Source organism: Luteimonas granuli (assembly GCF_007795095.1).
GTDB classification, from domain to species: Bacteria; Pseudomonadota; Gammaproteobacteria; order Xanthomonadales; family Xanthomonadaceae; genus Luteimonas; species Luteimonas granuli.
Genome location: NZ_CP042218.1, coordinates 1,959,067 through 1,978,608 on the forward strand (window position 1 = coordinate 1,959,067; position 19,542 = coordinate 1,978,608).

A 19,542-nucleotide genomic window follows, 5' to 3' on the forward strand; every position below is an offset into this window, starting at 1 on the left:
CGATGCTCCGGGCGAGGTGGTGGTCCCTCAGTGGGCGAGCGCCAGGTCGTCGAGGATCGCCTTCAGGAAGCGCGCGGCCTCGCCGCCCGTGGCGGCTCGATGGTCGAAGGTCAGCGAGATCGGCATCCGGCGGTGGACCTCGATGCCGCCGATGACCGCGACCACGTCCTGGCTCAGCTTGCCTGCGCCGACGATGGCCACGCACGGCGGCACCACCACCGGCGTGGCGTAGCGGCCGGCGAACATGCCGAAGTTGGACAGGCTGATCGTGTAGCCGGAGAGCTCGCTGGCCGGGATGCTGCGGTCCTCGACCTGCGCGCGCAGGCGCTGGATGCCGGCACGCACGCCGGCCGCGTCGAGCACGTCGGCGTTGCGCAGGGCCGGCACGAACAGGCCGTCGTCGGTGTCCACGGCGATGCCGATGTCGACCTGCGGATGCAGGGTGCGGGTCAGGCTGTCGCCGTCGAACCATGCGTTCAGCGCCGGCACGGCCTTCGCCGCGGTGCAGATCGCGCGGATCAGGCGGGCGGTGATGTCCTGCTTGCCGATCCAGGCGTGCAGGTCGGCGTCGTCGACCAGGGTGGTCGGCACGACCTTGCTGTGCGCATCGGCCATGACGCGCGCCATGTTCCGCCGCACGCCCTTGAGCTGCTCCGGCTGGCCGCTGGCGGTGACCGACGGCGGCTGGGTGCGCATCGGCCTGCCGGAGGCGGATAGGGCGGTGCGGTCGGTCGCGGCGCGCGCGCCTGCGGCGGAGCCTGCTCCAGTGGGAGCGGCTACAGCCGCGATCGGCGCTGCGGGCATCGCGGCTGTAGCCGCTCCCACAGGCGCGCTGCCTTCAGCCGCCGCGCGCTTCACGTCGGCCATGGTCACGGTGCCGTCGGGGCCGGTGCCGCGCACCCGGGTGATGTCGACCTTGAGCTTGCGGGCCTGCGCGCGCACGGCGGGCATGGCGCGCACGCCGCCCACGGCCACGGCCTGTTCGGTATGCACGGCGTCGGAGGACTGCATCGCGCCGACCACGGTGCCGCTGTCGGCGCGCTCGCCGGCGGCGGCGGCGCCCTTCGGCGCGGGCTCGCCGCTCTCCTCGATCGCGCCGCCCTCGTCGGAGGCGACGACGCGGTGGTCCGGCGCGGGGTCCTGGCTGCCGACACCGTGGCCGCCGCCGTGGTGGTGGCCGGTGTCCTGGCCCTCGGCGCGCTGCGGCAGGCTCGGGTCGATCTCGAACTCGGCCAGCATCGCGCCGGTGATGACCACGTCACCGGCGGCACCGGCCAGCTTCAGCACCTTGCCCGAGACCGGCGAGGGCACCTCGACCACGGCCTTGGCGGTCTCCATCGACACCAGGTTCTCGTCCAGGCGGATGGTATCGCCCACCTTCACGAACCATTCGACGATGGTCGCGTCGGGCAGGCCTTCGCCGAGGTCGGGAAGGTGGAAGGTCTTCTTGTCGGCCATGGTGTCCTCGGAAATCTGTGCTCTGTCGAGCGGTTGCGTGCTGTGCGCGGGCGTTGCCTGGTCGACGGGCCTCAGCCCGCGGCCACCGCCCGCTTCGCCGCGGCGACGATCTTCTCGACGCTGGGCAGGTACTTCATCTCGAGCCGGAACAGCGGGATGTGCGTGTCGTAGCCGGTGACGCGCTCGACCGGCGCCAGCAGGTCGTACATGCATTCCTCGGCCAGGCGCGCGGCGATCTCGCCGCCGAAGCCGGCGGTCCTGGGCGCCTCGTGCACGATCACGCAGCGGCCGGTCCTGGCGACGGATTCCGCGATGGTCGCGAAGTCCAGCGGCTTGAGCGTGGCGACGTCGATGACTTCGGCGCTGATGCCGTCCTTCGCCAGCGCGTCGGCGGCTTCCAGCGTTTCCTTCACCTGCGCGCCCCAGGTCACCAGGGTCACGTCGGTGCCGTCGCGCAGCACGAAGCACACGTCCAGCGGCAGCGCCTCGCCGTCGTCGGGCACCACTTCCTTGTACTGGCGATAGATGCGCTTGGGCTCCATGAAGATGACCGGATCCTCTTCGCGGATCGCCGCCAGGAGCAGGCCGTAGGCGCGGGCCGGCGACGACGGCAGGACCACGCGCAGGCCGGGCACGTTGGTGAACAGCGCCTCGTTGGCCTCGCTGTGGTGCTCCGGCGCGCGGATGCCGCCGCCCCACGGCACGCGCAGCACCATCGGGCAGGTGAGCCGCCCGCGGGTGCGGTAGCGGAAGCGCGCGGCGTGGCAGATGATGTGGTCGAGCATCGGGTAGACGAAGCCGTCGAACTGCGCTTCGGCCACCGGCTTCATGCCCTGCGCGGCCATGCCCACGGTGAGGCCGGCGATGGTGGTTTCATCCAGCGGGGTGTCGATCACGCGCAGGTCGCCGAACTCGGCGTGCAGCCCTGCGGTGGCGCGGAACACGCCGCCATTGACGCCCACGTCCTCGCCCAGCACGACGACCGAGTCGTCGGCGCGCATCCGTAGGCGAGCGCCTGGGTGATGGCCTCGATCAGGGTGATGGGGGCGGGCGCCGCGTCCTTGGCCGCGGCGCTCACGGACGCTTCTCCGCGGCGATGGCGGCGGCGCGCTGCTCGAGCAGGTCGGCCGGCGGATCGGCGTAGAGGTAGTCGAACATGGCTTCCACGGGTTGCACCTTGCTCTCCAGGTAGGCGTTGATTTCCACGTCGACCATGCGGCCGCACTCCTCGACCCAGGCCTTTTCCTGCGCCTCGTCCCACACGCCCTGGGCGGTGAGCCAGGTGCGCAGGCGGGTCATCGGATCGCGGGTCCAGGCGTCCTTGACCTCGGCCTCGTCGCGGTAGCGGCGCGCGTCGTCGGCGGTGGTGTGGTCGTGCAGGCGGTAGGTCATGAACTCGATCACGCTGCCGCCGCCGCCGGAGCGCGCCCGCTCCATGGCTCGGCGCATGCCCTCGAGCACGGCGAACAGGTCGTTGCCGTCCACCTGCAGGCAGTGCAGGCCGCCGGCCAGGCCCTTCTGCGCCAGGGTCTTCGCGCCCGTCTGGGCGGAGCGCGGCACGGAAATCGCCCAGCCGTTGTTGATGATGCACTGGATGAAGGGCAGCGCGTAGGCGCCGGCCGAGTTGATCGCGGCGTAGGTGTCGGTCTTCGACGAGCCGCCGTCGCCGCAGCAGGTCACGGCCACGCGGTCCTCGCCGCGGAGCTTGAACGCCAGGGCCGCGCCGGCGGCGTGCAGGCACTGGGTCGCGATCGGCACGCACCAGGGAAAGTCGTGCTTCGGACCGGAGAAATCGTTGCCGCGCTCGTCGCCGCCCCAGTACATCAGTACGTCGCGCGGCTTGACGCCCCTCATGAACTGGGCGCCGTACTCGCGGTAGCTGGGCGCGAACACGTCCTCGGGGCGCATCGAGGCGCCGATGCCGACGTGGGTGGCCTCGTGGCCCAGGCAGGCGGCGTAGGTGCCGAGCTTGCCGGTGCGCTGCAGCGCGATGGCCTTGGCGTCGAAGGTGCGCACCAGCAGCATCTGCCTGAACAGCGGCAGGATGTCCCTGGCGGACGGGGCCTCCGGCGGCAGCTCGGCCACCAGGGTGCCGTCCGGGCCAAGGTACTGGAGGTACTCGATTTCGAAGGTCGCGGCAACGCTCATGAAGTCACGGACTCGGTCATCCACGGGAGCCGGCCATGATACCCGGAGGCCGTTCCGGGGCCGTTGCGCGGTGCGGCAACGTCCGTCTGCGCTACCCTTCGCCCATGGGCAACGACCACAACGAGCGCGCGCTGGAAGCCGGCATCCATACCGAACTGTCCGGCCGGATGACCTATGGCGGCTACCTGCAGCTCGAGCGCCTGCTGTCGGCGCAGCGGCCGGTCTCCGAGCCGCCGCACCACGACGAGATGCTGTTCATCATCCAGCACCAGGTCTCGGAGCTGTGGCTGAAGCTGCTGGTCCACGAGCTGCGGGCCGCGCTCGGGCACCTGCGCGCCGGTCGGCTCGACCCCTGCCAGAAGATCTTCGCGCGCTGCAAGAGCGTGCTGCGCCAGTTGACCGCGATGTGGTCGGTGCTGGAGACGCTGACGCCGTCGGAGTACGCCGAGTTCAGGGACCTGCTGGGGCCGTCGTCGGGCTTCCAGTCCGCGCAGTACCGCACGGTGGAATTCCTGCTGGGCAACAAGAACGCCGGCATGCTCAAGGTCTTCGCGCACGACCCCGCGGCCCAGGCCATGCTGCGCGACGCGCTGGAGGCGCCCAGCCTGTACGACGAGGCGCTGCGCTACCTGGCCCGGACCGGGTACGCAGTGCCCGCGCGCCATCTCGATCGCGACTGGACCCGCGCGCACGCGATGGATCCGGACCTGGTGACGGTGTTCGAACACATCTACAGCGATACCGCCGCCCACTGGGAGGCCTACCACCTGTGCGAGGACCTGGTGGACCTCGAGAGCGAGTTCCAGCTGTGGCGCTTCCGCCACATGCGCACGGTGATGCGGATCATCGGTTTCAAGCGCGGCACCGGCGGCTCCAGCGGCGTGGGCTTCCTGAAGCAGGCGCTGGACCTGAGCTTCTTCCCGGAGCTGTTCGAGGTGCGCACGCGCATCGGCGGAGCGCCCGGCGACGCGTCGTACTGAGGGCGCGGTGGGCGCCCCCGCCGGACTTCCCGCCTGGGCTCCGCCGGTGGCATGGGCGCTGGCGCTGGCGGTGCTGGCGGCGTCGGTCCGCGGAATCCGGCTCGAACACTGGCGCGGCAGCGGCGAAGCGCGCGGTGTGTTGCTGGGGGCCACGCTGGCGATCGTGGCGCTGCGCTGGATCAATACTGCCGCGCTGCAGGGCGTGGTCCTGCATTTCCTGGGCGCCACCATCGCCACGCTGATGTTCGGTGGCCGCATCGCCTGCTGGGTGATGGCGCTGGCGAGCCTCGCGGGCGTTCTGCTCGGAGTGGTCTGGCAGGGCGGCTGGGCGGCGGATTTCCTGCTGTCGGGAGCGCTGCCGGTAGGAGTGACGGTGGCGGTCGGTGCCGCGGCGACGCGCTGGGTGCCGCCCAATGTCTTCACCTACGTCATGGTGAACGCCTTCGCCGCGGCCGCGCTGGCGATGGCCGCGTCGTCGCTGGCCAAGGCGGCGGTGGCCGCCGCGCTGGGGGGGCCGGAGACGGTGTTCGGCGGCCCGGCAACGGCCTACCTCGCGGCCACGCCGCTGCTGATGTTCGGCGAGGCCTTCCTGAGCGGCGGCGTGATGGTGCTGGTGGTCGTCTACCGGCCGCAATGGTGCGCGAGTTTCGACGACCGCACCTACCTCGGGCCCGGCCGGAAGATGTAACCGCGCGGGGCGTCCCGCGCGCGGCGGGATTCCCAAAGCCGCCCGCGCCGGGATAAGGTTCCGCCCGGACGACCGGCGAACGCGCGGCCGTGGCGCCGCCGGACCCCGTGTGGGAAGGCGGCAGACCGAACCATCCTCGGGGGAGTGCAATCCATGAGTTCGAACCGCGTCGAGCCCGCAGGGCCTGGCATGGAGCAGCCGGCGGACGCAACCGCCATTCCGGAATTCGCCCAGGTCATGGGCCACCCGCGTCCCTTGTGGATGCTGTTCATGACCGAGTTCTGGGAGCGCTTCGCGTTCTACGGCATGCGCTGGGCGCTGGTGCTGTACATCGTGGCCCAGTTCCACGGCGGCGACGCCTCGGGCGAAGCGCCGGCCAGCGAGCTCTACGGCGCGTACCTCGCGCTGGTCTATGCGGCGGCGATCTTCGGCGGCTACGTCGCGGACAAGCTGATCGGCTACCAGCGGGCGATCCTGCTCGGCGCCGTGTTCATGGCCACCGGCCTGTTCCTGATCACGGTGCCCAGCGATGCCTGGCTCAAGCTCGGCCTGGCCACGGTCATCGTCGGCAACGGCCTGTTCAAGCCGATCATCTCGACCATGGTCGGCAAGCTCTACGCCACCGGCGACGAGCGCCGCGATTCCGGGTTCACCATCTTCTACATGGGCATCAACATGGGTGCCTTCATCGCGCCGATCCTGACCGGCTGGCTGGCCGAGAAGGTGTTCGGCAGCGACGGCATGCCGGCCTACAAGGTGGTGTTCATCGCCTCGGGCATCGGCATGGTGGCCAGCCTGCTGTGGTTCTGGTTCGGGCGCGCCCAGCTCAAGGGCATCGGCGCCGCGCCGGCGGAGGCGCCCGGCCTCGGCCGGGTGCTGGCGGTGGCCGTGGGCGCGCTGGTCGCGATCCCGGCCTTCTACGCCCTGCTGACGATCGAGGCGGGCGTGCTCAACTGGATCCTGCTCGCGCTGTTCGTGGTGCCGGCCTTCATGCTGCTGGTCGAAGGCATCCGCGAGGGCTCGCGGCAGCGCGACATGGTGATCGCGATGCTGATCATCTTCGGCTTCAACGTGCTGTTCTGGATGTTCTTCGAGCAGGCCGGCAGTTCGTTCAACTTCCTGGCGCAGAACATCGTGGACCGCGACCTGGGCGGCTGGATCTTCCCGGTGGGCTGGTTCCAGTCGGTGAACTCGATCGCGATCATCACCCTGGCGCCGGTCATCGCGTGGCTGTGGGTGAAGATGGGCAGCGCCAATCCGTCGATCCCGCGCAAGTTCGGCCTCGGCCTGATCTTCAACGGCCTCGCCTTCCTGCTGCTGATGTTCGCGCTGTCCAGCCTGGTCGATCCGGCCACGCTCAAGATCCCGTTCTGGACGCTGTTCATGGTCTACGTCATCCAGTCGGTGGGCGAGCTGTGCCTGTCGCCGATCGGGCTTTCGATGACCACCAAGCTGGCGCCGTCGAAGCTCACGGGCCTGGCGATGGGCGGCTGGTTCCTGTCGATCGCGATCGGCAACAACCTGTCGGGCATGTTCGCCTCCAGCGTCAGCGGCGAGGGCGGCATGACCGTCGCATCCGCGCATGCGGGCTACACCTTCGGCTTCTGGGCGTTGCTCGGCGCAGGCGTGCTGCTGTTCCTGATCGCGCCGCTGATCCAGAGACTGATGCATGGCGTGAAGTGAGCGACGCGGCGCCGCGCGCGCCCGTCAGTGCGTTCGCAGCGGCGGCCAATGGCCGCCGCTTGCGTTTTCCGTGCCCCGTTCAGCTTCCCTCGAAGGTGCGCACGCGTTAACTTCGCGGATTCGGCCCGGGAAATGCGGGCGCAATCACGGAGCATCGAGTGTCCCATCCAGACCACGCCGTCGAGGCGCAGAAGACCCTGCTGGGCCATCCGCGCGGCCTGTTCGTGCTGTTCTTCGCCGAGATGTGGGAGCGCTTCTCCTACTACGGCATGCGCGCCCTGCTGATCTTCTACCTCGTCCAGCACTGGATGTTCTCGGACTCCGAGGCCTCGGTGATCTACGGCGCCTACACCGCGCTGGTCTACATCGCCCCGGTGGTCGGCGGCTACCTCGCCGACCGCTACCTCGGGCAGCGCAAGGCGGTGCTGTTCGGCGCGGTGCTGCTGACCTTCGGCCATTTCCTGATGGCCTTCGAGGGCGACGGCGGCCAGGGCGCGGCCGAGATCAACATCTTCTGGCTCGCGCTGTCCTTCATCATCGTCGGCTCGGGCTTCCTGAAGGCCAACATCTCGGTGATGGTCGGCCAGCTGTACCCGCGCACCGACATCCGCCGCGACCCGGCGTACACGATCTTCTACATGGGCATCAACCTGGGCGCGATGCTCGGGTCGCTCATCGCCGGCTACCTGGGCCAGACCTACGGCTGGAAGTACGGCTTCGGCGCCGCCGGCATCGGCATGCTGCTGGGCCTGGTGGTGTTCGTCGCCGGCAAGCCGATGCTGATGGGCCGCGGCGAGTCGCGCGTGCCGGAACGCCTGGCGAAGCCGGTGCTGGGCGGCATCACCTTCGAGTGGGTGCTGTACGCGCTGGCCTTCCTGTCGGTGGGCCTGGTGTGGTGGCTGATCCAGCACCAGTCGATGGTCGGCTACCTGCTCGGTGGCGCGGGACTGGTCCTGGTGCTGTACGTGCTGTTCACGGCGGTGTTCCGCCTCGGCCGCGAGGAGCGCAACCGGATCATCGCCGCGCTGTACCTGATCGTCGGCTCGATCCTGTTCTGGGCCCTCTTCGAACAGGCCGGCGCCTCGCTGAACCTGTTCACCGACCGCTCCGTCGATCGCCACATCTTCGGCTGGGAGGTCCCGGCCTCGATGTTCCAGTCGCTGAACTCGATGTACATCATCGCGCTGGCGCCGCTGTTCGCGATGTTCTGGCTGTGGCTGGCCAGACGCGGCTGGGAGCCGTCGGCGCCCGCCAAGTTCGCGCTCGGCGTGGTGCTGGTGGGCGCGGGCTTCCTGGTGCTGGTGGCCGGCGCCGCCGCGGCGGGCGCGGGCGCGACGCCGGTGGTCTACATCTTCCTGATCTACCTGATCCACACCATGGGCGAGCTCTGCCTGTCGCCGGTGGGCCTGTCGGCGATGAACCGGCTGGCGCCGGCGCAGATGGCCAGCCTGATCATGGGCGCGTGGTTCTTCGCCTCGGCCACGGGCAACTTCGCCGCGGGCCTGATCTCGGCCGCCACTGGCGGCGAGGGCGGAGGCGTGGAGCGGGTGATGAGCGTCTATTCCAACGTCGGCTGGCTGGCCGTGGGCGTGGGCGCGGCGATGCTGGTGATCTCGCCGCTGATCCGCCGCCTGATGCACCTGGACACGCTGCGCGACGACGACCTCGCAGGACAGAAGGAGCTGGCCGAGGCCCAGGCCGCGGGTATCGACATCACCGAAGAGCGCCGCTGACCGGCGCGGGACCGCCCGGCGCCGATGCCGGGCGGCCTACAGGCCGTAGCGTTCGCCCAGCCGTTGCAGCATGCGCATGAACTGCGCGCGCTCGTCCTCGTCCAGCGGTGCCAGCAGCTCGCGCTCGTAGGCCAGGGCCAGCGGCGCGACCTGGGCGTGGACCGCGCGCCCGGCGTCGCTGAGTTCCAGCACCGAGCGGCGGCGGTCGTCACCGTGCACTTCCCGATGCAGCAGGCCGCGCTCGAGCAGACGCGCCACCGCGCGGCTGACCGCGACCTTGTCCATGGCGCTGCGCTCGGCCACGCCGACCGCCGAGAGCCCCGGAAAGCGCCCGAGCACGGCGATGACCCGCCATTCGGTGACCGCCAGGCCGAAGCGTTCGCCGTAGGCCTGCGCGATCTCCTGGCTGACCACGTTGGACAGCACGCTGAGCTGGTAGGGGACGAAGCGCTCCAGGTCGAGGCCGGCGGCGGCGTCCCCGTCGTGGACGGGAGTCACGGGAGAAGGGCTCATTGCTGCGCTGCGCCTTGCAACTGGTTTCATCTGAAACTATAACAACAGGCCTCTCCCGTCCACTGCAGGAGCCGCCATGAGCGCACGGACCCAGGCCAGCACCCAGCCCAACCTCGGCATGGAGGTCACCACGTTCGAGAATCCGATGGGCATCAACGGCTTCGAGTTCGTCGAATTCGCCGCGCCCGTGGGCCAGGGTGCGCGCATGCGCGAATACCTGGAGAAGCTCGGCTTCTCGGCGGTCGCGAAGCACCGCCAGCGTGCGATCACCCTGTTCCGCCAGGGCACGATCAATTTCCTGCTCAACGAGGAGCCGGATTCCTTCGCCTCCGACTTCGCGGCCAGCCACGGCCCCTCGGCCTGCGGCTTCGCGATCCGCTTCCGGAAGGACCCCTCCGAGGTTCTCGAGCACGTGCTCGCCAGCGGCGGCGAGAAGATGGAGCACCTGGCCGACACCCGCGCCGTCGACTTCCCGGTGATCAAGGGCATCGGCGACTGCATGCTGTACCTGGTCGACGATTCGGCCGACAACGTCTACGCGGACTACGAGCCACTGCCGGGCGTGGACCAGAACCCGAAAGGCTTCGGCCTGACCTTCATCGACCACCTCACGCACAACCTGTTCCTCGGGAACATGCAGAAGTGGTCGGACTACTACGAGAAGCTGTTCAACTTCCGCGAGATCCGCTACTTCGACATCAAGGGCGCGAAGACCGGCCTGCTGTCGAAGGCGATGACCGCGCCGGACGGCGTCGTGCGCATCCCGCTCAACGAGTCCTCGGACGAGAAGAGCCAGATCAACGAATACCTGCGCGACTACAAGGGCGAGGGCATCCAGCACATCGCGCTGTTCACCGACGACATCTACGAGTCGGTGGAGAAGATGCGCGAAGCGGGCATCGATTTCCTCGATACGCCCGACACCTACTTCGACGTCATCGACCAGCGCGTGCCCGACCACGGCGAGGACGTCGAGCGGCTGCGCCGCAACGCGATCCTCATCGACGCCGATCCCGAGACCAAGCAGCGCAAGCTGCTGCAGATCTTCGGCAAGAACGCCTTCGGCCCGATCTTCTTCGAGATCATCCAGCGCAAGGGCAACGAAGGCTTCGGCGAGGGCAACTTCCAGGCGCTGTTCGAGTCGATCGAGCGCGACCAGATGAAGCGCGGCGTGCTCTAGGGCGAACGAGTACTTCTCTATCCGTGTGAATCCGCGCCCATCCGCGTAGATCCGTGGCAACAGTTTTCAGGGTCGGGAGAGAGCCATGAATACCGGGTACATGTCGGGGTTCGGGAACGAGTTCGCCACCGAGGCGGTCGCCGGCACGCTGCCCGTGGGGCGCAATTCGCCGCAGAAGGTGGCGCACGGTCTGTACGCGGAGCAACTCACGGGCACGGCGTTCACCGCGCCGCGACACGCCAACCGCCGCAGCTGGCTGTACAGGATCCGGCCGGCGGCGATGCATGGCGCGTTCGAACCGTATGCCCCGGGGAGTGCGGAAGCGCCCACCTTCCATGAGGATTTCGGCGACGGTCCGGTGACGCCGGACCAGCTGCGCTGGGATCCGCTGCCGATGCCGTCCGGCGACGCGCAGGTCGACTTCGTCGACGGTCTGTTCACCATGGCGGGCAACGGCGGGTCAGCGGCCGGTACCGGCGTCGGAATCCACATGTACGCGGCCAATGCGTCGATGCGGGGCCGCTTCTTCTACAGCGCCGACGGCGAGCTGCTCATCGTCCCGCAGCAGGGCCGGCTGCGGCTGGCGACCGAGCTGGGCGTACTCGACCTCGAGCCGCAGGAGATCGCGGTGGTCCCGCGCGGCGTGCGCTTCCGCGTCGAGCTTCCCGATGGCGTCGCGCGCGGCTACGTCTGCGAGAACTACGGCGCCCTGCTGAAGCTGCCCGACCTGGGGCCGATCGGCTCCAACGGCCTGGCCAACCCGCGCGACTTCCTCACCCCCGTCGCCGCCTGGGAGGACGCGGAGGGCGACTTCTGAACTCATCGCCAAGTTCCAGGGCCACCTGTGGCGCGCCGGCATCGGCCATTCGCCGCTGGACGTGGTCGCCTGGCACGGCAACTACGCGCCGTACAAGTACGACCTGCGCCGCTTCAACGCCATCGGCTCGATCAGCTACGACCATCCCGACCCGTCGATCTTCCTGGTGCTGCATTCGCCCAGCGACACGCCCGGCACCAGCAACATGGACTTCGCGATCTTCCCGCCGCGCTGGCTGGTGGCGCAGGACACGTTCCGCCCGCCGTGGTTCCACCGCAACGTGGCCAGCGAGTTCATGGGCCTGGTGCACGGCGCCTACGACGCCAAGGCCGAGGGCTTCGCGCCCGGCGGCTGCAGCCTGCACAACTGCATGACCGGGCACGGCCCCGACGCGGCCACGTTCGAGAAGGCGTCCGCCGCCGACCTGTCGAAGCCCGACGTGATCGTCGACACCATGGCCTTCATGTTCGAGACCCGCGCGGTGATCCGGCCGACCCGCCAGGCCATCGATGCGGCGCACCGGCAGCGCGGCTACCAGGCCTGCTGGGCGGGGTTGCGCCGGCACTTCCGGGCCGGCGGCTGAGTCCGCGCCCGCCTCCACACCGCCTCTGCACGGACCTGTCGTAGCCTTCCGGAAGACACACCGGAGTCCGTCCATGCGCGCTGCCGATTCCATCGCATCGCTGGCCCTCGTCCTGCTCCTGGCGAGCGTCCCGGCCTGCGATGCCGAACGCACGGCCGAGGCCGGCGCGACGGCGGCGGCCGACGCCATCGAGGCGATCGAGCCGGCGACCGAACCGGCCGCAGCGGCCGCGGCCATCCCCGCCTCGGGCCTCGCGCGGATGGACGGCTACGGCAACCTCCGCTTCGGCATGTCGGCCGCCCAGGCCCGCGCGGCCTGGAACGGCAATCCTCTGCAGCCGCCGGCCGGCGGGGACGACGTCATGGCCTGCCATCACCTGTCGCCGGAGGGACAGGCGACGCCGGCGGAGCTCGCCTTCATGTTCGAGGACGATGCCTTCGTGCGCTACAGCGTGGAGTCCGCGGAGCTCACCGCCCCCGGCGGCGGCCGCGTGGGGATGGACGAAGCCACGCTGCAGGGTCTGTATGGCGACCGCCTGGTGCCTTGGCCTCACAAGTACGTGGAAGGCGGCAAGGTCCTGTCGAGCCCCGAGGACGACGGAGCCGTGCCCTCGCGACTGATCTTCGAACTCGACGCCGACGGGCTGGTCACGGAGTGGCGTGTCGGGCTGGCCCCGCAGGTCGCCTACGTCGAGGGCTGCGGCTGAGGTCGCGGCAGGCTGTGATCGCTCCGCGCCGCCGGCAGCGGCGCGGCCCGTGGGACGCGTGCGATGGAGGTGCGGATGCTCGAGTCGATCGGATGGGCCCTGCTCGGTCTGGTGCTGCTCGCGCTGGGAGGCGATTCACTGGTCAAGGGCGCGGCGGGACTGGGCGAGCGCCTGCGCATACCGCGGTTCACCGTCGGCCTGGGCCTGGTCGCGGTGGCGACCTCGCTGCCGGAGCTCGCGGTCAATGCCCGCGCCGTGCTTGCCGGCGACCGCGCGCTCGCGCTCGGCAACGCGGTCGGCAGCAACATCGCCAACATCGGGCTGACCCTGGGCGCCGCCGCGGTGGCGGCACCGCTGGTGTTGCGCTGGCGCGCGCTGTCGCCGCTGCTGGCGGCGCTGCTGCTGGCCACGGTGGCCGTCGTCGTGTTCAGCCTGGACGGAGGGCTGTCACGCCTGGAAGGCATCCTCCTGCTGCTGGCGTTCGTCGCGGTGGCGGTCTTCACCGCGCTGCGCGCCGACGACGAATCACCCGCGGTGCGGGCGGAAGTCGATGCCTTCGCAAGCGCCCGTGGCGGAGCCGGCCTGCACCTGCTGCGGCTGCTGCTCGCCGCGGTGCTGATGTGGCTGGGCGCGGGCCAGGTGGTGGCCCATCTGCCCGTGATCGGCCACGCGCTGGGCATGGATTCGCTGGTCGCGGGCCTGCTGCTGGTGGCGATCGGCACGGCGCTGCCCGAAATGGCGGCGGCGGTCGCCGCCGCGCGGCGCGGGCAGGGCGACATCGTCGCCGGCCATGTGATCGGTTCCAGCCTGTTCAACCTGCTGGTGGTGCTGGGCGGCATGGCCGCGATCGGCGGCGCGGTGCCGGTGCCCGCCTCGTTCGTCCGCCTGGAGCTGCCGATCGCCTTCCTGTTCGCCCTGCTGCTGGTGCCGCTGCTGCGCGGCACGACCACCGTCAGCCGGGGCGAGGGCGGGTTGCTGCTGGGCGCGCTGCTGGCCTGGGTGGTACTCGAGTCCGCGCTGCTCGGCTGAGCCGCGTCCGCGTCCGCGCCTGCGCCGCGCCGCGCCCTGCTCGCGGCGCGCTCAGTAGCCTTCGTCGTCGCCGCCGTCGGGGCGCGGCGGAACGTGGGTGTCCTCGTCGGACTTGCCCGGCAGCTGCGGCCATTCGTCCATGCGCAGCGACAGCGCCGCCTTCGACATCAGGTGCGCGCTGATCGGCGCGGTGATCAGCAGGAAGGCGACGATCAGCAGCTCGCGCGGCTGCGGGTCGCTGCCGACGAACAGGTGGTAGCCGACCGATGCGGTCAGCACGCAGCCCACGCCCAGGGTGCTGGCCTTGGTCGGTGCGTGCAGGCGCTTGAAGAATTCCGACAGCTTCACCAGGCCGATGCCGCCCATGAGGACGAAGAAGCTGCCGACCAGCAGCAGCGCGACCAGCAGCAGTTCCCAGACGACGCTCATTCGACGATGTCCCTCCGGATCACGTATTTGCTGAGCACCACGGTGCTGACGAAGCCGAGCATGGCGATGATCAGCGCCGCCTCGAAGTAGATCGCGCTCTGCAGGTGCATGCCCAGCAGCATCAGTTCGGCGATGGCGGTGACGTTGAGCGTGTCCAGCGCCAGGATGCGGTCGGGCACGGTAGGGCCGCGCAGCAGCCGCCACAGCGCCAGCAGCATGGCGATGCCGACCACGTACATGGCGATGCCGATGGTGGTCTCGATCAGGCCGAAGCCGAAGATCTGGATGCCGGCGAGCTCGGGCGTGTTCACGGGAAGATCTCCATCAGCGGGCACTCGTAGCGGCGCTTGATGTCGGCGACGAGGGCGGCCTCGTCCGCGAGGTCGAGCACGTGCACGAGCAGGTAGCGGCGGTCGTCGGACAGCGCCGCGGTGACCGTGCCCGGGGTGAGCGTGATGCAGCACGCCAGCGCGGTGATGCCGTGGATGTTGCCGATCTCCAGCGGATACCAGATGAAGCTGGAGTGGATCCGCTCCTCGCGCGAGAGCACCTGCCTGGCCACGCGGACATTGGACATCAGGATGTCCCATAGCAGGACCACCAGCAGTTTCGGCAGCGGGCGCAGCGAGCCGAAGCGGGCGAACTCGCGGTCGATTCGGGTCGCGTACAGGGGGATGACGAGCCCCAGCAGCGCCGCCATGGCCAGCTGCGCGGCGTTGAGCTCGGACACCATCAGCAGCCAGAACACGATGATCGCCAGCGTGAGCGGCAGCGAGGGCAGGAAGCGACGGCGCCATCTCATGGCCGCCTCCCCTGTGGCATGGCCGCGCGCACCTGGTCGATGTAGGTGGAGGGTGCCAGCAACTGCTCCGCGGCGGCGCGGGTGTAGGCGGTCACCGGGCCAGGCGCCACCGACATCGCGACTCCCAGCGCCAGCAGCACCATCGTGGCGATGGTCTCCGGCAGCCGCAGCTGCCCGCGCACCGGGCGCGGGCCGTCGGGGAGTGCCGGCAGTACCGGGACCGGCTTCCAGAAGATGCGCGTGCCGGCGCGGGTCAGCCCCACGATCACCAGCATGCTGCTGCCGAGGAGGGCCGGCCAGGCCCATCGGATGTCCGCCTCGGGGATCGCCTGCAGCAGCATGGTCTTGCCGATGAAGCCCGACAGCGGCGGCAGGCCGGCGACGGAGACCGCTCCGACCAGGAACATCGCGCCCGCCACCACCCGCACGCCGGGGGCCGGCGGGAACGCGCGCAGCACGTCGCCTGCGTCGCCGCGTCCGCGGCGCACCAGGTCGGCGATCAGGAACAGCGCCGCGGCGACGAAGGTGCTGTGCACCAGGTAGTAGAGTCCCGCGGCGATGGTGCCCGCCGAACGCAGCCCGAAGGCGATGAACAGCGTCGTCGCCGACACCAGCACCACGTAGGCGACCAGCACTCGCAGCCGTGAGGCCGCCAGGACGCCGAGGGTGGCCAGCGCCAGCCCGGCCACGGCCGCCGGCAGCATCCAGTCCCAGCCGTAGCCGGCAAGCGGGCCCGCGTCCTCGCCCAGCATCAGCGAGCCCACGCGGAGCACGGAGTAGATGCCGACCTTGGTCATGATCACGAACAGCGCGGCGACCGCGGCCGGCGCGCGGGTGTAGGCCTCGGGGAGCCAGAGGTACAGCGGCATCAGGGCCGCCTTGGCGCAGAACACCACCAGCAGCAGGCCGATGGTCGCCTTGGCCAGGGGCAGGGAGCCCGCCGGGATGCCGGCCACGCGGGTCGCGATCTCGACCATGTTGAGGGTGCCGAACACGCCGTAGACCATGCCCAGCGCGATCAGGAACAGGGTCGAGGCGGCGACGTTGAAGGCCACGTAGTGCAGGCCCGCGCTCATCCGTACGCCGCGGCCGCCGGACAGCAGCAGGCCGTAGGAGGCGATCAGCATCACTTCGAAGAACACGAACAGGTTGAAGATGTCGCCGGTGAGGAAGGCGCCGTTGAGGCCCATCAGCTGCAGCTGGAAGAGGGCGTGGAAGTGCGGCGCGCGCCGGTCCCAGCCGGAGCAGGCATGCAGCAGGCAGGCGCCGGCCAGCAGCGAGGTGGTCAGTACCATCAGCGCCGAGAGCCGGTCGACCATCAGCGCGATGCCGATGCGCGCCGGCCAGTCGCCCAGCAGGTAGACCAGCACCGGACCCTCGTGCGCGCGCAGCGCCAGCAGGATCGAGGCTGCGAGGGTGGCGAGCATGAAGACCCAGGCCACCGAACGCTGGACCACGGTGCCGATGCGCCGGTGCTCGACGAACAGCGACAGCGCGCCGCCCAGCAGCGGGATCAGGATCGGGAGGATGGGCAGGTGGCTCATCCGCGGTCCTCCCGGCCGTCGCGCACGTCGCCCGCGTCGACGTGGTCGCTGTCGTTGTCGGCGCGGCTGCGCATGGCGAGCACGATCGCGACCGCGGTCATCGCGAACGAGATCACGATCGCGGTCAGGACCAGCGCCTGCGGCACAGGGTCGGTGTGGTTGGCGAGCGTCGCCTCCATGCCCTCCTGCAGCACCGGGGGCTTGCCCACCACCAGCCGGCCGCTGGAGAAGATCAGCAGGTTGGTCGCGTAGGACAGCAGGGTGAGTCCGAGGATCACGTCGAAGCTGCGCGCGCGCAGCACCAAGTACACGCCGGCGAAGACCAGCACGCCGATGCCGCTGGCGATGGCCATTTCCATCAGCTGGCCTCCCCGGTGAGGGCCGAGCGCGTGGCCGGGTCGATGGTGCCGCGGTGGGCGATCATCGTCTTGGAGGGCTTCAGCGTGCCCATCATCGACAGGATCAGCATGGTGCTCCCGAACACGACCAGGTAGACACCGAGGTCGAAGGCGGCGGCGCTGGCCAGCGGGATGGTACCCAGCACCGGCAGCACGAGGTCGTAGTGGCCGCTGGCCAGGAAGGGCCGGTCGAACAGCATCGCCGCGGCGCCGGTGCCGAGCGCGATCAGCAGCCCGGCGCCGATGGCGCGGATGTAGTCGAAGCCGAAGCGCGTCTCCACCGAAGCGGCCCCTTGGATCACGTACTGGATCAGCAGCGGCACCGCCAGCGTCAGGCCGGCGATGAAGCCGCCGCCGGGCGAGTTGTGGCCGCGCAGGAACAGGAAGATCGAGACCACCAGCGTCAGCGGGAACATCATCTGCGCCAGGTCGGCCGGCACCGGCAGCTTGATCGGCGGTCCCGGCATGACCTTCTCCGGCGCCATCCGCGCGCGGCGCAGCATGGCGTGCACCGCCAGGCCCGCGATGCCGAACACCGTGATCTCGCCCAGGGTGTCGAAGCCGCGGAAGTCGACCAGGATCACGTTGACGACGTTGCTGCCCCACGCTTCGGGCAGCGAGCGCGCGGTGATCTCGGCGGCGGCGGCGTTCGCCGGCGGCCGGGTCATCATCGCCCAGGCCAGGCCGGCGGTGCCGGCGCCGGCCGCCAGCGCCACCGCGCAGTCGCGCAGGCGCCGGGGCAGCGAGCGCAGCCGCGGGGAATCCTTGGGCAGGTAGTGCAGGCCCAGCAGCATCAGCGACACCGTCACCAGCTCGACCAGCAGCTGGGTCAGCGCGAGGTCCGGCGCCGACAGCGCCACGAAGGTCATGCTGACCGCCAGCCCGCAGCCGCCCATCACCAGCACCGCCAGCAAGCGGTAGCGGTACAGCGCCAGGGTGCCGAGCGCGCACGTGACCAGCAGCCACCACAGCACCCAGGCCAGGCGCACCATCGGCTGCGAGACGAAGGCCACCGGTTCGCGCGGCTCGCCCCATGCGGCGACGAAGGGCGCGGCCCCGGCCGCGATCGCCACCAGCACAAGCCACAGCAGGCTGCGCTGCATGCTGCCGTTCGCGACGGCATGGGTGAAGCGGCGGCCGAGGCGGAACAGCGCCTCGATGTTCAGGTGGAACAGCATGCGGCCCTGCGACTGGCGGACGATGGCGTGCAGGTCGAGTACGCGTTTGAGCCCGAGATACAGCAGCACGCCGCAGAGCACGCCACCGAAGCTCATCAGCAGGGGGGTGTTGACGCCGTGCCACACCGCCAGGCTGTACTCCGGCAGGGCGTCGCCGAGCACGCCGCGCGCCGCGGTTTCCAGGAACGGGCCGATGGTCCACTGCGGCGCGATGCCCACCGCGACGCAGGCCACGACCAGGATCGCCACCGGCACCTGCATGAAGCGCGGCGGTTCGTGGACGTCCTGGTCGACCGCGCGCGGGCCGCGGCCGAAGAAGGTGTCGTGCACGAAGCGCAGGCTGTAGGCGACGCCGAAGGTCGCGAACAGGAAGGCGGCGATGGTGACGAACCAGCGCATCTCCTCGTGGCCCTCGATCTCAAGCGCCTGGGCGAAGAACATCTCCTTGGACAGGAAGCCGTTGAGCAGCGGGATGCCGGCCATCGCCAGCGAAGCGATGATCGCCAGTGCGCTGGTGTAGGGCATCAGCCGGCGCAGGCCGCCCAGCCGTCGCATGTCGCGAGTGCCGGTCTCGTGGTCGATGATGCCCGCGGCCATGAACAGCGAGGCCTTGAAGGTGGCGTGGTTGAGGATGTGGAACAGCGCCGCGACCACCGCCATCGGCGTCGACAGGCCGAGCAGCAGGGTGATCAGGCCCAGGTGCGAGATGGTCGAGTAGGCCAGCACCCCCTTCATGTCGTGCTGGAAGATGGCGTTCCATGCGCCGACCAGGAGCGTCAGTGCGCCCACCGTACTGACCACGTAGAAGAACAGGTCGGTGCCCGCCAGCGACGGATGCAGCCGCGCCAGCAGGAACACGCCGGCCTTCACCATGGTCGCCGAGTGCAGGTAGGCCGACACCGGGGTCGGCGCCGCCATCGCGTGCGGCAGCCAGAAGTGCACCGGGAACTGCGCGCTCTTGGTGAACACACCGGCCAGCACCAGGCCGAGGATCCAGGGGTAGAGCTCGTGCGCACGGATCGTCTCGCCCGCCGCCAGCACCGCGTCGAGCTCGTAGCTGCCGACCACGCGGCCGATCAGCACCACGCCGCCCAGCAGCGCCAGGCCGCCGGCGGCGGTGATGGTCAAGGCCATGCGCGCGCCCTCGCGGGCATCGTCGCGATGAAACCAGAAGCCGATCAGCAGGAAGGAGCTGATCGAGGTGAGTTCCCAGAACACCACCGTCAGCAGCAGGTTTCCCGACAGCACCATGCCCAGCATGGAGCCCATGAACAGGAGCAGGAAACAGAAGAATCGCCGGTACTTTTCCCGTGGGCCGAGGTAGTAGTAGGCGTACAGCACCACCAGGGCGCCGATGCCCAGCACCATCAGCGAGAACATCCAGCCCAGGCCGTCCAGGCGCAGGCTGAAGGCCAGCCCCGCCTGCGGCAACCACTCGTGCATCGTCCGCGGGATCTGTCCGTCCATCACCGCCGGCGTCAGCCAGGCCAGCACCGCCAGCGCCAGCACCGGGGCCAGGCCTGCCAGCCATGCGACCGCTTTGGCGGGTGCGTCGCGCAGGATCGCGAGCACCAGCGCCAGCACGAAGGGCAGGGCCAGCATGAGTTCGAGCATCGGGGTCCTTTCTTGCCGGGGGAACCGCGCTCCGCGCGGCGAGCACCGGATTCTAGCAG

At 70.0% G+C, this 19,542-nt stretch carries 16 protein-coding genes and 2 pseudogenes; 8 read left to right on the top strand and 10 right to left on the bottom strand.

All coding sequences use genetic code 11. The features are described from left to right. Window positions 1-27 precede the first annotated feature (27 nt). The 3 genes and pseudogenes from FPZ22_RS09015 to pdhA all read right to left on the bottom strand — a co-directional run bounded on the left by FPZ22_RS09015 (window position 28) and on the right by pdhA (window position 3,606). A complete protein-coding gene (locus tag FPZ22_RS09015) occupies window positions 28-1,458 on the bottom strand; it encodes a dihydrolipoamide acetyltransferase family protein (RefSeq protein ID WP_144892302.1) in 1,431 nt (476 codons plus the stop codon). 71 nt (window positions 1,459-1,529) lie between these two features. Beyond that, window positions 1,530-2,536: pseudogene (locus FPZ22_RS09020) on the bottom strand (alpha-ketoacid dehydrogenase subunit beta). Then, window positions 2,533-3,606 carry a pyruvate dehydrogenase (acetyl-transferring) E1 component subunit alpha gene (gene pdhA / locus FPZ22_RS09025; RefSeq protein WP_144894081.1) on the bottom strand — a complete coding sequence of 358 codons (1,074 nt, stop codon included), beginning with the start codon at window positions 3,604-3,606 and terminating at the stop codon, window positions 2,533-2,535. The pseudogene FPZ22_RS09020 and the gene pdhA overlap by 4 nt, the downstream one beginning before the upstream one ends. Before the next feature lie 104 nt (window positions 3,607-3,710). On the opposite strand from pdhA, the gene FPZ22_RS09030 reads away from it, so the two are divergent. The 4 genes from FPZ22_RS09030 to FPZ22_RS09045 all read left to right on the top strand — a co-directional run bounded on the left by FPZ22_RS09030 (window position 3,711) and on the right by FPZ22_RS09045 (window position 8,690). Continuing rightward, complete coding sequence (locus FPZ22_RS09030; protein WP_144892306.1) at window positions 3,711-4,586, top strand: tryptophan 2,3-dioxygenase; 876 nt, start codon at window positions 3,711-3,713, stop codon at window positions 4,584-4,586. 46 nt (window positions 4,587-4,632) lie between these two features. After that, the gene (locus FPZ22_RS09035) at window positions 4,633-5,274 is read left to right on the top strand and encodes an energy-coupling factor ABC transporter permease (protein WP_144892308.1); all 642 of its coding nucleotides are present in this window, start codon (window positions 4,633-4,635) and stop codon (window positions 5,272-5,274) included. Between the two features lie 189 nt (window positions 5,275-5,463). Beyond that, complete coding sequence (locus FPZ22_RS09040) at window positions 5,464-6,957, top strand: peptide MFS transporter (RefSeq protein WP_168199030.1); 1,494 nt, start codon at window positions 5,464-5,466, stop codon at window positions 6,955-6,957. A gap of 158 nt (window positions 6,958-7,115) precedes the next feature. Beyond that, the gene (locus FPZ22_RS09045) at window positions 7,116-8,690 is read left to right on the top strand and encodes a peptide MFS transporter (RefSeq protein WP_144892312.1); all 1,575 of its coding nucleotides are present in this window, start codon (window positions 7,116-7,118) and stop codon (window positions 8,688-8,690) included. Window positions 8,691-8,726: 36 nt separating this feature from the next. Here the strand turns inward: FPZ22_RS09045 and FPZ22_RS09050 are convergent, their stop codons facing one another. Then, on the bottom strand, window positions 8,727-9,203 hold the full coding sequence (locus FPZ22_RS09050; protein WP_144892314.1) for a MarR family winged helix-turn-helix transcriptional regulator: 477 nt from the start codon (window positions 9,201-9,203) through the stop codon (window positions 8,727-8,729). Between the two features lie 76 nt (window positions 9,204-9,279). Between FPZ22_RS09050 and hppD the strand changes: the two genes are divergently transcribed. The 4 genes and pseudogenes from hppD to FPZ22_RS09070 all read left to right on the top strand — a co-directional run bounded on the left by hppD (window position 9,280) and on the right by FPZ22_RS09070 (window position 13,518). Then, window positions 9,280-10,383, top strand: coding sequence for a 4-hydroxyphenylpyruvate dioxygenase (gene hppD / locus FPZ22_RS09055; protein ID WP_168198976.1), 1,104 nt, complete (start codon window positions 9,280-9,282; stop codon window positions 10,381-10,383). A gap of 100 nt (window positions 10,384-10,483) precedes the next feature. Then, window positions 10,484-11,783, top strand: a pseudogene (hmgA, locus tag FPZ22_RS09060) (homogentisate 1,2-dioxygenase). Window positions 11,784-11,883: 100 nt separating this feature from the next. Beyond that, window positions 11,884-12,489 carry a lectin gene (locus FPZ22_RS09065; RefSeq protein ID WP_425463042.1) on the top strand — a complete coding sequence of 202 codons (606 nt, stop codon included), beginning with the start codon at window positions 11,884-11,886 and terminating at the stop codon, window positions 12,487-12,489. A 75-nt stretch (window positions 12,490-12,564) separates the two neighbouring features. Continuing rightward, on the top strand, window positions 12,565-13,518 hold the full coding sequence (locus FPZ22_RS09070) for a sodium:calcium antiporter (protein WP_144892318.1): 954 nt from the start codon (window positions 12,565-12,567) through the stop codon (window positions 13,516-13,518). Between the two features lie 51 nt (window positions 13,519-13,569). Here FPZ22_RS09070 and FPZ22_RS09075 read toward each other — a convergent pair whose 3' ends face one another. From FPZ22_RS09075 to FPZ22_RS09100, 6 genes are all read right to left on the bottom strand, one after another. Beyond that, window positions 13,570-13,947, bottom strand: a complete 378-nt coding sequence (locus FPZ22_RS09075) for a Na+/H+ antiporter subunit G (protein WP_144892320.1) — start codon at window positions 13,945-13,947, stop codon at window positions 13,570-13,572. Continuing rightward, the gene (locus tag FPZ22_RS09080) at window positions 13,944-14,186 is read right to left on the bottom strand and encodes a K+/H+ antiporter subunit F (protein ID WP_246121023.1); all 243 of its coding nucleotides are present in this window, start codon (window positions 14,184-14,186) and stop codon (window positions 13,944-13,946) included. Before FPZ22_RS09080 ends, FPZ22_RS09075 begins: the two co-directional genes overlap by 4 nt. Before the next feature lie 68 nt (window positions 14,187-14,254). Continuing rightward, on the bottom strand, window positions 14,255-14,749 hold the full coding sequence (locus tag FPZ22_RS09085) for a Na+/H+ antiporter subunit E (protein ID WP_144892322.1): 495 nt from the start codon (window positions 14,747-14,749) through the stop codon (window positions 14,255-14,257). Then, on the bottom strand, window positions 14,746-16,293 hold the full coding sequence (locus FPZ22_RS09090; RefSeq protein ID WP_144892324.1) for a monovalent cation/H+ antiporter subunit D: 1,548 nt from the start codon (window positions 16,291-16,293) through the stop codon (window positions 14,746-14,748). Before FPZ22_RS09090 ends, FPZ22_RS09085 begins: the two co-directional genes overlap by 4 nt. After that, window positions 16,290-16,652: a Na+/H+ antiporter subunit C gene (locus tag FPZ22_RS09095; protein ID WP_144892326.1), complete on the bottom strand. Its 363-nt coding sequence runs from the start codon at window positions 16,650-16,652 to the stop codon at window positions 16,290-16,292. The genes FPZ22_RS09090 and FPZ22_RS09095 overlap by 4 nt, the downstream gene beginning before the upstream one ends. Next, window positions 16,652-19,483, bottom strand: coding sequence for a monovalent cation/H+ antiporter subunit A (locus FPZ22_RS09100; RefSeq protein WP_144892328.1), 2,832 nt, complete (start codon window positions 19,481-19,483; stop codon window positions 16,652-16,654). The genes FPZ22_RS09095 and FPZ22_RS09100 overlap by 1 nt, the downstream gene beginning before the upstream one ends. Window positions 19,484-19,542: the final 59 nt, after the last annotated feature.

What these genes read in the sequence shown, in the direction of transcription:
- FPZ22_RS09070 (WP_144892318.1), top strand. Translation starts at nt 12,565, where the DNA reads ATGCTCGAGTCGATCGGATGGGCCCTGCTCGGTCTGGTGCTGCTCGCG.
- FPZ22_RS09015 (WP_144892302.1), bottom strand. Translation starts at nt 1,458, where the DNA reads ATGGCCGACAAGAAGACCTTCCACCTTCCCGACCTCGGCGAAGGCCTG.
- hppD (WP_168198976.1), top strand. Translation starts at nt 9,280, where the DNA reads ATGAGCGCACGGACCCAGGCCAGCACCCAGCCCAACCTCGGCATGGAG.
- FPZ22_RS09075 (WP_144892320.1), bottom strand. Translation starts at nt 13,947, where the DNA reads ATGAGCGTCGTCTGGGAACTGCTGCTGGTCGCGCTGCTGCTGGTCGGC.
- FPZ22_RS09050 (WP_144892314.1), bottom strand. Translation starts at nt 9,203, where the DNA reads ATGAGCCCTTCTCCCGTGACTCCCGTCCACGACGGGGACGCCGCCGCC.
- FPZ22_RS09040 (WP_168199030.1), top strand. Translation starts at nt 5,464, where the DNA reads ATGGAGCAGCCGGCGGACGCAACCGCCATTCCGGAATTCGCCCAGGTC.
- FPZ22_RS09100 (WP_144892328.1), bottom strand. Translation starts at nt 19,483, where the DNA reads ATGCTCGAACTCATGCTGGCCCTGCCCTTCGTGCTGGCGCTGGTGCTC.
- pdhA (WP_144894081.1), bottom strand. Translation starts at nt 3,606, where the DNA reads ATGAGCGTTGCCGCGACCTTCGAAATCGAGTACCTCCAGTACCTTGGC.
- FPZ22_RS09090 (WP_144892324.1), bottom strand. Translation starts at nt 16,293, where the DNA reads ATGAGCCACCTGCCCATCCTCCCGATCCTGATCCCGCTGCTGGGCGGC.
- FPZ22_RS09095 (WP_144892326.1), bottom strand. Translation starts at nt 16,652, where the DNA reads ATGGAAATGGCCATCGCCAGCGGCATCGGCGTGCTGGTCTTCGCCGGC.
- FPZ22_RS09085 (WP_144892322.1), bottom strand. Translation starts at nt 14,749, where the DNA reads ATGAGATGGCGCCGTCGCTTCCTGCCCTCGCTGCCGCTCACGCTGGCG.
- FPZ22_RS09030 (WP_144892306.1), top strand. Translation starts at nt 3,711, where the DNA reads ATGGGCAACGACCACAACGAGCGCGCGCTGGAAGCCGGCATCCATACC.
- FPZ22_RS09080 (WP_246121023.1), bottom strand. Translation starts at nt 14,186, where the DNA reads ATGTACGTGGTCGGCATCGCCATGCTGCTGGCGCTGTGGCGGCTGCTG.